Raw genomic sequence first — 12,449 nt, forward strand, 5'->3', positions numbered from 1 at the left:
AATAGAAGACAGTTCCATTTTGTGAGATAAAGGGGTTAATTTTTGGTGCAAAATATCGATTCCGGTTTCCTCCATCCTTCAGAGCAGCAACGTATATCCGAAGTGTTGGCCTCATATGGTTTCACATCGGACTGGAAAGGTGAGCGTGGAAAGGGTGGGATGAATAATTCTACCTACATGCTCCATATAGACGGGACGAGTTACGTCATGAGACAATATGAGACACATAATGATCCGATGAAAATCACCTTTGAACACGAGGTGTTGGAAGCCCTCCAACATTCGAACTTTAAGTTTGATACTCCTTCACCTGTTAGACTGTTATCTGGCGAGGGAGATACATTCCTTCCTGTAAAAGATCCCCTCACAGGTCATACCAAAATTGCAACGCTGTTTCATTATCGGGAAGGTGTCAATCCCATCTGGCATAAGCCAGACCAATTATTTGGCCTCGGTAAAGCGGCGGGGGCCCTGTCTTCTGTTATGGCAACGCTGGATATACCCCTTGATCCTGTATATCCACCGTACTATCGAATTCAGGATTCGTATCCGCTCTGTTCACCAGAACGATTATTACAGCTATGTGCATCGCCGCCGGAGCAATTGGTCGCATGTGCGCATGAGCTGAAACAACTGAGGGATGGGCTACCAGATCTGTTTGAAGCTCTGCGGGGAATGGAACAGTTGCCGCATCAATTGGTCCATGGAGACGTGAATGCTTCGAATGTATTGGCAGATCAGCAGGATGGTGAAATCTGTGCCATTTTGGATTTTGAATTTGCGACATGGGATTTGCGGGTCATGGAGTTAGCTGTTCCAATGTCTGACCTTCTGACCATGGACAAGAGTGAAGATTGGATGTGGCAGGCACAGGAGGGACTGATCAGGGGATTTCGGGAACAGGTCAGCCTGGAACCGGAAGAGTTGCTGGCCATACCTCGATTGATTTTGCTGCGCAGTCTGGATGTGGTCATGCATTTCATCAGTCGGATGTTTGAAGGTACAGATGAGCCGGAAGTGGCTGTGGAGCAGATTGTGAAACTCAAACTGCGGATGGACTGGATGCGTCTTCATGAAGAACGACTGCGTGAGATATTGGTGTATTAATATCGTTGTTAAGAATAAAGTGCACTGGTTCTGCTCATACGAGGGCAGAGATCAGTGCACTTTTATTGGTTAGCAGAGTGATATATGCAAATTACAGCGCATAGCGGATGAAATTATAATCCACGTTTGCGGAACCAACTGCGGACAGCCCAGCGGCGCTCCTGACGTTTCTTGTATTTGGGTAACGAACGATAGACGTTCAACGATTGCTCGTAAGCCTGCTTCGCGTCTGCATTGCGCCCAAGGGAACGGTGAACCGAGCCAAGCAGATAATAAGCTTCACTGGAAGAGGAATGAATCTCCTGAAACTGATGCACATAATCCAGCGCTTTGTCCTCATGCGTATCTTTGAAGGCTCCAGCAAGGGTTAGGTATGGACGTCCGTACTTGACTCTGGGGTTGATCTCGAGGGCTTGCAAAATATGACGTTCGCCTTTTTCGATGTTGCCCAGATGAAGCTCAGTCGTTCCTAGTGCCTCCCAATACTCAGCCGATTGTTCGTATGGGCGCTCCAATTCAAGCAATAACGTATGTGCCTCATTGTAACGCTTGCGCTCAATCAGCAGGCGAGCCAGCTCCAGCTTGGAAGAAACTTCATTGGGGCTCATAGCAAGTTGTTGCCGAAGCCGGGAGATGTTACGCATACGTTTCAGAGGTTTCGTGAAGCTTGGGAATACGCCAACATAGCGACGATCCAGGAAATACAGTATAACGAGTAAAATGAGGATGGCAATGAACGGATTACCTACAATCCGCCATAGAAGGCCAAAGATAAGAAATTTAATAAGCACAGGTTCAACTCCATTTATGATGTAATCGCGTTTCGTACACTTAAAATATACTTCGATTGATCCAGTGGGTTAACTCCTCTGCGCTTGCGAGCATGAGTCACATCCGTAGGACAATCCTGATATCCGGCAAACGAAGTCGTAAGCACCCCGCGGCCACTTGTCTCGGAACGCAGTTTCACCGGATAATCCATTGAGGTGGCAAGAGGCATAACTCCTTCAATAATACAACGTCCGCTACCAATGACGGGGGCTTCGAAGGTTGCCCGCATATGTACCAGATCGCTAAGGGCCTTACCACCGTATTCTTCGGGGACCGTCAGCCGGAACTGAAGAAGGGGTTCCAGCAACGTGGTACCTGTTCTCGACAATCCATCCATGATTCCCATAGGCGTGGCTACAACAAAATCCAGCGGATGTGTATGCCAGACATGATGTTCCCCTTCTACCAGCGTGATGCGCAGATCGGTTACTTCCCAACCGAGCATACCTTGAGACAAGGCTTCCGGAATACGTCGTTCAACTTCATTTTGATAACGTAATAGCAGATCGTCTGTCCTTACGGTCGAGGCATAGATCAGACCGCTTCCGCGAGGCAAAGGTTCAATCTTGAAGCGGAGGACGGCCCAGCAGGGCTTAGGCATCGTATAGGCGATGTAACCTTCTCCGGCTGTACGGGGTGTCTCCTTATAGATGACGGATGGCGGATCAAACACGACATCCAATCCGAAACGACTCAGCAACAGGCTGGATAAAATCTCAAGCTGAATGGTTCCCATGACCTTGAGATGCAGTTCTCGTTCCTCCGGCAACCATTGCAGGTCGAGTAAGGGATCTTCATCCGTCAACTCTTGCAATGCTGCAACAAGATCGGGGTACTGTGCCGGGTCCTTGCCATGTACTTGTACGGTCAGCAAAGGTACAGCCATCTGTGGCAGAGGAGGTACACCCTCAGGATTGCCGATAATGTCACCCACATGTGTGTCACTCAGTCCGTACAGCACAGCAATCTGTCCCGCGTGAACGGCACCGGTATCCGCCCATTTCCGTCCATCCATGCGGCGAATCTGTGTCACTTTCTCTTCAAGCTCCCGCGTCGAATTATGGATGGTATCCCGATTGTGTAAGCTGCCACCATACATACGGACGTAAGCCGTGCGTCCCATTGTGCGGTCACGTTCAATCTTGAACACAACACCCGATACGGGAGAATCCACAGGTTGGGCAGGTGGCGGCAGAAAAGCAAGGACCGCGTCCAGCAATGCCGTGACGCCAATTCCTTTGCCGGAAGCACCATAACACACGGGGAAAAGCTCACCCTGATGCACATACCGCAGGAATGCTTCATTCAGATCCCTTTGCGATAACGGAGTCTCCTGGATGTAGGCTTCCATGACCTCTTCGTCCAGCTCGGCAAGTATCTCGACCAGACCTGGAATGGAAGGTGTCCCATCGGACAGAGAATCTTGATTCGGGTTCCATAGGGAGTCGATGCCATGAAATGAATCTTCATGGAGCTGATACGTTTGGATTTCGCATGCGAAAGGGGACAGGGTGGAACGAATCTGCTCCATGACTGCTGGGGCAGATGCGCCAATCCGATCCATTTTATTAATATAAATGATGGTTGGGATGCGAAGTGAACGAAGGGCATGCCAGATGGCTTCACTCTGGGACTGAATGCCTTCAACTGCCGACAGAATGAGAATAGCGCCATCCATTACCCGTAGCGTTCGTTCTACTTCGGAGCTAAAATCAATGTGACCAGGCGTATCAATGAGGTCAAATGATGGTGTTCTTCCAGATCAGAGAGGTCATGGCTGCCTGAACGGATATGCCACGTTCTTTCTCAATGTCCAGGGAGTCTGTGGCTGTTGTTCCATCATCTACACGTCCCGGACTGCGGACGACACCACTCTCAAATAACATATGCTCGGTGGTTGTTGTTTTCCCCGCATCCACATGGGCGAAGATGCCAATATTCCTGCGATTCAATTCGTTTAACATGGAATGCTAAGCTCCTCTGACAACGGAATGCAATGTTTCCGACAAGTAATAATCCAGATTATCATACCACATCTTCCATATGGAAGAATATGTGGATATATATGATTAGATCCAGGAACCTACGTCCAGTCTGGTTCTATTTTAACGAGAACTGTTCATGGTTCTGCGGTATGCTGCGGGGGTTGTACCGGTTAATTTTTTGAATTGACGGTAAAAATGGGGCAGACTGTCGAACCCGCAAGCATCGGCAACGGCTGCCATCGTCTCATCACCTTGGGCCAGATGCTCTTTCGCCATAATAACCCTTCGTGCTAATGCATAATCCGTTAGAGTCATACCCGTGTATCGTTTGAATGCACGACTGAAATGGGCAGGGGATACAGAGGCGTACTGCGCCAGTTCAGGGAGGGACAGGCCACTCCGAAGGTTATCGTCAATATGAGAGATCGTAGAAGAGAGCCATGAGGGACCCGGAGCGGATTTACCAGGATTCGCAGGTCCCGCTGCTTCCAGACGTTCCAGAAAAATGAGTAACAGTTGCAGTCTTAACAGGGCCGCATGTGCGCTTAGATGATGACCGAGCTGGAATTCGGTCTGAATATCATCAATGAGGGCGGCCACCTCTGATTGCTCCTCTGTGTTCAAATGCCTCTTATACACACGTTGTTTACGACAACGTTCAAACAGGCTTAGCAAGGAAGAAGCAGCGCCTCCGGCGGTCGATGCCAGTAAGCCCGGGCTGAAGAACAATGCGGAAGATGTGACAGGATTGCCTGCATCCGGCAAGGCTCGATGAACCGTGCTGCCCGGTATAATGAACAGATCGCCTTCCTGCATATTCTCAAGTCCTGTATCAATAAAGATGCTTCCCTGTCCACGATATACATAGATAATTTCATGCCAGTCGTGAAGGTGATCTGGCAACTCGTTCTGAGGGGATTTGGTGTCGCTGTACACCAGGCGGAACGGAATACCGGATTCTGCTTGAATAGTGGTGCGAACAGGTGAACGTTCCATAAAGCTCCTTTCCAGACGATCGTCTTCAACGGGATGTTATACCTGGTCATGAGAGAGTATATTTACCGCAATATAAGCAATTTAATTTCCTTTTATTGATGATACAATGAATTTAAAGCGTTTACAATAAAAGGGTGCAGAGCCTTCGAGCTGCATTCCGACAGTACAAATAATCGATGAGGTGAGTGTCCATGTCGGCAAGCACGAAACGGCCAAGGTTGAAGCTGAATTTACTGGGGAGCGATGGTCAGCGCAAGTGCAAGGAGATTATGGAGCGTCCCGTGAAGGTTTTGCAGATTGGAGAAGGTAATTTCTTGCGGGGATTTGCAGACTGGATGCTTCATGAGAGTGCCAGACAAGGCAAATTCCATGGAAGTGTAGCCGTTACCCAACCACGACCGGGAGGCAAAGCCAAGCTGGAGCAGATTCGTGATCAGGACGGATTATATACGATGATTACGCGTGGTCTGTCTCAAGGAAAGCCAGTTGAGCGGACAGAGTTGATCTCCATTTTCTCACAGTGTATCAATCCGTATGAGGAATGGGATGCCTTTCTGAACTTGGCGGAACTGCCTTCACTTGAGTTCGTTATTTCCAATACAACCGAATCAGGATTGAAATATATGCAGACAGATTATATCGAGGGTGAACCGGTCCAATCATTTCCGGGGAAATTAACGGTTTTCCTGCATCAGCGATATTTGAAATTTGATGGTGATCCATCCAGAGGTTTGATTCATCTGCCATGCGAGCTGCTTGAACGCAATGGTGATGTGCTGCGCAGTTGTGTCCTCCGTCATAGTGAGGATTATGGGTATTCGGATGGTTTCCGTTCATGGATCGAGAACCATAATCACTTCTTGAATAATCTGGTAGATCGAATCGTAACAGGTGCGCCGACCCAGGAGGAAGCTGATTCCCTGACAAATCGCTGGGGGTATGAGGACCAGTTGATTAATACGGCAGAGCCATATCATTTCTGGGCCATTCAGGGTGATGAATCATTGGACAAAAAACTTCCTCTCAAGCAGGCAGGTCTCAATGTACATTGGGTGAAAGATCTGAAGCCTTTTCAGGTACGCAAGGTTCGTATTTTGAATGGGGCGCATACCTTAATGTCATCCCTCGGCATTCTGCAAGGCAAGCAGCATGTGAGAGAAACGATGGAAGATCCACATTTTGGCACATGGATCAGGGAAGCTGTTCATCAGGAGATCGTGCCTGCTCTGGATATGCCCGATCATCAGCTGGACCAGTATGCAGAAGAAGTGTTCGAACGGTTCCTTAACCCATATATTGATCACAAATTGCAAGATATTGCTTTGAATACGATCGGAAAATTCAAGGTGCGTGTGCTGCCTACACTTTTGTCTTACGAGCAAAATCAGGGAAGTTGGCCAGAACGATTAATTCATGGATTTGCTGGATTATTGTGTCTCTATCGTCCGGTAAATACGCCAGAAGGTTACAAGGCACAACGACTGAATGGGGAAGATATTCTGCTGCGGGATGACCCGGATGTCCTGGCTGCTTTGGCTGCACACTGGGAAGGTTATGACACGCTTAACAGGAATCAGAAGCAACTGGATGACCGGGTAGCGGCTGTGTTGTCGGATACCTTGATCTGGGGCGAAAATCTGGATGCAAGAGAAGGACTGCGTGCAGCACTTGTTAATGAAATCGGTTTGTTGGAAGGTGAAGGGAAATGAACACAACAAGTACAATCAATGACTGGATTGCCATTCAACCACAGGATGACGTCATTATAGCGCTTCGGGATTATGCCAAAGGAGAACAAATTACACTACCAGAGGGAGTTTCTTTTAATTTGCTGGATGACGTGCCCAAAGGGCATAAGATTGCTGTGCATACGCTGGCACCGGGCGATGATGTGATGAAGTATGGTTTCTCCATCGGGATTGCCCAAGAGCAGATCGAGCAGGGAAGCTGGATTCATAGTCACAATCTGAAGACGGGTCTGCACGGATTGCTTGAATATGAGTACCAACCGGGAGTCCAGATTCAGACAGACATGCCTCCGGAACATCTGTGCTCATTCGATGGATATTTGCGTCCCAATGGTGAAGCAGGTATCCGTAATGAGATCTGGATTGTCAATACGGTCGGGTGTATCAATAAAGTGTGTGAAGCTTTGGCACGTATGGGTCAGTCCCAGTTTGGAAGCCGGATAGATGGTGTATTTCACTTTCCACATCCATTCGGGTGCTCACAGCTTGGTGATGATCTGAAGTATACACAACAGTTGCTGGCCTCCTTGGTGGAGCATCCGAATGCAGGAGGCGTGCTCGTCATCGGTCTGGGCTGTGAGAACAATCAGGTCGATGAATTCCGTGAGTGTATTGCTCCGGAATACCGCGGCAAAGTACGGTTTCTCAAAGCACAGGAAACGGATGACGAGCTTGAGGAAGGGCTTCGACTGATGGAAGAACTTGTGGAGATCGCTGAACATGAACAACGGCAGCCGCTTCCGCTCAGCAAACTCAAAATTGGTTTGAAGTGTGGTGGTTCCGATGGTTTATCTGGCATTACAGCCAATCCACTGGTCGGTGCTGTTGCTGATATGTTGGTTGCTGCCGGGGGTACGGCTATTCTGACGGAAGTTCCGGAGATGTTTGGTGCGGAGACGATCTTAATGAACCGAGCTGCCAATGAGCAGGTATTTCACGATTTGGTGGACCTTGTGAACGGCTTCAAGCAATATTTTGTTAACCATGGCCAGAACATCTATGAGAATCCTTCACCTGGGAATAAGGCTGGTGGCATCACAACACTAGAGGAAAAGTCACTTGGATGTACGCAAAAGGGAGGACGTTCTTCCGTTGTCGACGTTCTGCGCTATGGCAAACGTGTAACTCAAACCGGTCTGAACATTGTAGAAGCACCTGGTAATGATCTGGTGTCTGTAACGGCACTGTCTGCGGCGGGTGCCCATATTGTGCTCTTCACAACAGGGCGGGGGACTCCCTTCGGAGGTCCGGTACCTACCGTCAAGATTGCGACCCAATCCGATCTGGCGAATCGCAAAAAACACTGGATTGATTTCAACGCAGGCCAGCTGTTGGAGGGGCAGACGATGGATGAGGTGAAAGTACAGCTGTTCAGCCAACTGATTGACATTGCTTCCGGACGGTCACACACACTCAGTGAGCAGCATGGATTCCGGGAAATTGCCATATTCAAGGATGGCGTAATTCTCTAAATCCATTGTCGATGGGTGCTGTTAATCGTCTGGGTTACATTATATGGTGAACCACAGCCAATTCCGGTTGAAATTTGCACGACAACCGGAATTGGCTTTATTTAGATTCCACGGATGCCAAGTGCTTTGGTAATACTTGATAATGCGGCGGATGATGCGTGTTGCTGCAGTTGCGTAACCAGCAGTTCACGTGCTTCTACTGCGCTGCCTTCAAATGGCTTAATGTCATGACGTTGCATCCAGTGATCTGCGGTTTCATATGCGGAGCTGTTCCATGCAACTTTGCCTTCTGCGAGCCCCTCTTTTTCTTTGGTTCCACTGATCACAATGGCTGCACAGCCCTGAAGGTCCAGAAGTCCACGGTCAAATGTTTTTTTGTCCTCTTTTGCCCCGAAACCGGCTTGTGATCGCAAGGCACGTCCATCAATGCCTTCCTGTTCTGCAACTAACGCATGGAGTTTGAACGCTTCACGGGAGAGCAGACCCGCTTCATACTGTTCCTTGATGGTTCTGGAGTCAGCAAGCAGTCGGTGTACCCAAGGGAAGTATTCAGATGAGACAAGAAGCGCTTTCTTTTTGATAAATTTTCCATATGCAGCAATGCCCTCCTCAGCCAGGCGTGAACGCCATAACCAGGGATCGAATTCATCATCCTTGTGCCAATTTTCTTTGGGGGTTAGCGATGATAGAGAAGGATATTCGGCAAATAGTGGAGCCAGAGGCAGCAGCCCTATAGACTGGATACGCTGTACTGCTTCTTCGTACGTTATAACGGCTTCATATGTCATGATATCAGTAGGCTCCTTTTTTTGTGTAGTCAAGCTACGACTTGGTTGAAGCAAGGTATCTCCGGCTTACTTCCTCGGCATGCTGACGAATCTCACTGCGAAGTTGGAGGGGTTCGATCACTTCGGCTTCACGTCCCAATCGGTAAAAGAATCGTACGGCCCAGTCCCATTCCCCTGGAGGACAAAGGAATGATAATTCCCAGAGATCCGGGGCAATTTCAATCATCTTTTCACCAATATGCTCGTCCTGTTCGGCTTCAATCATTCCCCGATAACTCAGTTGTGCCTTAACCAGGGTTGGCGGCTGTTCTGGAGGGATCGGCTTGCTCTGCTGTTGATCCACCTGTTCGTTAAGCACCTGTGCATCCTTTGGTTCGATCGCTTTGACATCGATAATTCGGTCAACCCGGAACAGACGCTGTTCACCATGTTCGAGGGAATATGCTTCACAGTACCAGAAGCCGGAGGAAGCATATACCCGTGTGGGACAGATATGCAACCATCGCTGACGCGATACGGAGCGATACAGCACACTGAGCCACCCGTGTTCGGGTATGCATGCCAGCAATGCGTCCAGATGAGGAAGAATGTAATTGCGGTCTGGAATATGATGATGCAGCTGTTTGAGCATGGGATCAATTCGCGACATAATATCATCCGGAATGATGGCCTTAACTTTGTTCATCAGGGTCCAGCGTTTCTCATGAAAGGGTGTGTCGGCGTAGCGACTTAGACCTTCAAGAGCGAATAGGAGCGTCGCTGCTTCTACCGGGTCCAGCTGTAATGGGGGTAATACGTAACCCTCCATCAGTCTGAAACCGCCTCCCGGACCGGAAATGGCAATAATGGGCACATTCATCTCGGAGAGGGACTGAATATCCCGAAGAATCGTGCGACGGGAAACTTCAAATTTCTCACCTAATGAGTGTGCCGTTTCGTGACCATGCTGTAATGCCATTACGATGGCAGCAAGCCGATTTGTTCTGTTCATGTCAGCCACTCCGTTTCGATCTGCGCCGCCGGAAAGTGAAGTCGTAGTTATATTTCTATTGTAACAAAGAATAAGTGACATCATGAGTGTCACCAATATTTGAACTGTTCATTATTTTATAATGGATCAGCATCAGGATTCACAAGCATGTTCCGGCAGGCTTTGTTAAAATGTGTTTCTCGTCCAATTCGCTTTGCATACTGATATTTCCTTCTATCAAAAATACCACAGATCATGCCAAAAACCCGCATCCGGTGTAGATGGATACGGGAAGTAGCAGCTTTTGGCTTACAGAAGACGATAAAGGTCTGAAATCTATACCAATATCCTCGCTGAAGACAATAACAAGTATAAAAGGAATGAATATGTGACACTTTGTATCACGGGTATTTCTATCACATTATATTATTCCGAATGATTTCAATGAAGTGAAATCGCTTATTTCATTTCGAGCAGTTGCACTCCACGGGCTTCAATCTCAACACTTCCCGAAAGCTCACGATTGGTGAGCAGATCATGTGCTTTAGCTGTTCCCAGATCATAGGATTGCGTGGTTGCGTTATGGTTCATGACAAACAGGTACGGTTTACCTTCTTTGGTTCGTGCGCTTACTTCAACACCTTCTGGTGTCTCAAGCAAGGACTCTACGTTCTTGGCTGCTGCAAGCTGTCCCAGCAAACCATCCAGGAAGCGCTCATCCGGGTCGGATGCAACGTACCAGGCTTCACCTTGACCAAAGGTATTACGTGTAACAACAGGCATGCCTTTATAAAAGTCGTCTCCATACTCCGCGATGACTTCGGCTCCTTCACTGTGCAGCAGGTCACACAGCATGCCGCAACCATACTCTCCTTGAAGATCACCGTACGTTTCTTTGAGGACAATGCGGTTCTTTTGCTCAGGCAGCAGGGCATCGATCTCTTCCACCCAGATTCCGAGCAGTTTACGGAGTTCTCCCGGATATCCACCTGTAGTCACGAGATCGTTCTCGTTCACAATGCCACTGAAGAAGGTCGTCAGGAATGTTCCACCTGCTTCAACATACTTCTCCAGTTTGGTGGCAAACCCTGGTTTTACCATGTAAAGGACAGGGGCAAGGACAATGTCGTATTTGCTTATATCCGTATCCACACTGATGATATCTACCTGGATGTTGCGACGGAAGAAGGCTGCATAGTATTTATGGATCTGATCCACATAGTTCAGGGCAACCGTAGGTCCGCTTGATTTTTCGATGGCCCACCAGTTATCCCAGTCGAACACAATCGCTACTTTGGATTCAACAGATGCATCCAGCGTGGTATCTCCAAGGATCTGCAATTCCTTACCCAACTCAGCGACTTCGCGGAATACACGTGTGTTCTCATGCCCAGCATGCTCAATAACTGCACCATGATACTTCTCACAGGCACCGATGGAGCGGCGAAGCTGGAAGAACATAATGGTATCGGCCCCGTGCGCAACAGATTGATAACTCCACAGACGCATGACACCTGGACGTTTCAGTGAGTTATACGGCTGCCAGTTCTGCTGACTTGGTGTTTGCTCCATCAGCATGAACGGTTGACCATCCTTCAATCCGCGCATAAGGTCATGAGCCATTGCCGTGAAGCTGACAGGAGTGGCGAGACCAGGATAACTGTCCCAGGAGACGATATCCAAATATTTTGCCCATTTGAAATAGTCCAATTGTTTGAAGAATCCCATCAGATTGGTAGTAACGACGGAGTCCGGAATATGTTTTTTGATCGCATCGTATTCCAACAGATAACAATCCAGCATGCCGTCGGAGTTGAAGCGAGAGTAGTCCAGCGAGATGCCCTGGAACGTTGAATTATTGTTACCCCAATGTTCGCTCAGGTTGCTTGGTAATACAATCTCGTCCCAATCGTAGAAGGTATGCCCCCAGAAATTTGTGTTCCATGCTTTGTTGACCTGTTCCAGAGTCTGATAGCGTTCTTTCAGATACACGCGGAACGCTTTCTCACAGTTGTCACAGTAACACTCACCGCCATATTCATTGGAAATGTGCCATACGAGAACCGCAGGGTGATCCTTGTATCGTTCGGCCAGTTTATCTGCAATCTTCTCAGCGTATTTGCGATAGGTCGGGCTGTTGGGACAGGAATTATGGCGCCCACCGAATTTGCGTTTGCGTCCATCGGCATCCACACGAAGCACGTCTGGATATTTCTTCGCCATCCAGGCCGGATGGGCAGCCGTACTCGTTGCAAGGCATATATAGACACCATTTTCATATAAACGATTAATTAGTTGGTCGAGTTCTTCAAAACGGTAAGTAACTTCATCAGGCTGAATCAGTGCCCATGAAAATACGTTGATTGTGGCAATATCAATGCCTGCCAATTGGAACATGCGCAGGTCTTCAAGGTGGGTTTCGTGATCCCACTGTTCCGGGTTATAATCGCCCCCGTAGAACATTTTGGGCAGTTTGCTGCTAATCAATGTGTTCACCTCTTGTATAAGAATAATCCTATACTATATGATACATATGACTTTTAAAATATAAT

General features: G+C 48.3%; 10 protein-coding genes. 3 read left to right on the forward strand and 7 right to left on the reverse strand.

The features are described from left to right. Positions 1–45: 45 nt before the first annotated feature. Positions 46–1,107 (forward strand): phosphotransferase, encoded by a 1,062-nt coding sequence (locus MHB85_RS10770; RefSeq protein WP_192132389.1) that lies wholly within the window; start codon positions 46–48, stop codon positions 1,105–1,107. A 113-nt stretch (positions 1,108–1,220) separates the two neighbouring features. Here the strand turns inward: MHB85_RS10770 and MHB85_RS10775 are convergent, their stop codons facing one another. The 4 genes from MHB85_RS10775 to MHB85_RS10790 all read right to left on the reverse strand — a co-directional run bounded on the left by MHB85_RS10775 (position 1,221) and on the right by MHB85_RS10790 (position 4,919). Beyond that, positions 1,221–1,898: a tetratricopeptide repeat protein gene (locus MHB85_RS10775; RefSeq protein ID WP_091017381.1), complete on the reverse strand. Its 678-nt coding sequence runs from the start codon at positions 1,896–1,898 to the stop codon at positions 1,221–1,223. 14 nt (positions 1,899–1,912) lie between these two features. Next, the gene (locus tag MHB85_RS10780) at positions 1,913–3,673 is read right to left on the reverse strand and encodes a translation factor GTPase family protein (RefSeq protein WP_341074215.1); all 1,761 of its coding nucleotides are present in this window, start codon (positions 3,671–3,673) and stop codon (positions 1,913–1,915) included. Between the two features lie 4 nt (positions 3,674–3,677). Then, positions 3,678–3,902: a GTP-binding protein gene (locus MHB85_RS10785; RefSeq protein WP_341072903.1), complete on the reverse strand. Its 225-nt coding sequence runs from the start codon at positions 3,900–3,902 to the stop codon at positions 3,678–3,680. Between the two features lie 141 nt (positions 3,903–4,043). Next, positions 4,044–4,919, reverse strand: a complete 876-nt coding sequence (locus MHB85_RS10790) for an AraC family transcriptional regulator (RefSeq protein ID WP_192132385.1) — start codon at positions 4,917–4,919, stop codon at positions 4,044–4,046. Between the two features lie 191 nt (positions 4,920–5,110). Here MHB85_RS10790 and MHB85_RS10795 point away from each other — a divergent pair, with 191 nt between their 5' ends. Beyond that, a complete protein-coding gene (locus MHB85_RS10795; RefSeq protein ID WP_192132383.1) occupies positions 5,111–6,628 on the forward strand; it encodes a tagaturonate reductase in 1,518 nt (505 codons plus the stop codon). Further along, the gene (locus MHB85_RS10800) at positions 6,625–8,139 is read left to right on the forward strand and encodes a UxaA family hydrolase (protein WP_192132381.1); all 1,515 of its coding nucleotides are present in this window, start codon (positions 6,625–6,627) and stop codon (positions 8,137–8,139) included. The genes MHB85_RS10795 and MHB85_RS10800 overlap by 4 nt, the downstream gene beginning before the upstream one ends. A 101-nt stretch (positions 8,140–8,240) precedes the next feature. On the opposite strand, the gene MHB85_RS10805 is transcribed toward MHB85_RS10800, so the two are convergent. The 3 genes from MHB85_RS10805 to MHB85_RS10815 form a co-directional block, all read right to left on the reverse strand. Further along, positions 8,241–8,927 carry an AlkZ-related protein gene (locus MHB85_RS10805; RefSeq protein ID WP_192132379.1) on the reverse strand — a complete coding sequence of 229 codons (687 nt, stop codon included), beginning with the start codon at positions 8,925–8,927 and terminating at the stop codon, positions 8,241–8,243. A 34-nt stretch (positions 8,928–8,961) separates the two neighbouring features. Continuing rightward, positions 8,962–9,918, reverse strand: coding sequence for a helix-turn-helix transcriptional regulator (locus MHB85_RS10810; RefSeq protein ID WP_192132377.1), 957 nt, complete (start codon positions 9,916–9,918; stop codon positions 8,962–8,964). Positions 9,919–10,356: 438 nt separating this feature from the next. Continuing rightward, the gene (locus tag MHB85_RS10815) at positions 10,357–12,384 is read right to left on the reverse strand and encodes a beta-galactosidase (RefSeq protein ID WP_192132374.1); all 2,028 of its coding nucleotides are present in this window, start codon (positions 12,382–12,384) and stop codon (positions 10,357–10,359) included. Between the last annotated feature and the right edge of the window lie 65 nt (positions 12,385–12,449).

The sequence above is a fragment of the Paenibacillus sp. FSL K6-4396 genome (genome assembly GCF_038002525.1).
Taxonomy (GTDB): Bacteria; Bacillota; Bacilli; order Paenibacillales; family Paenibacillaceae; genus Paenibacillus; species Paenibacillus amylolyticus_B.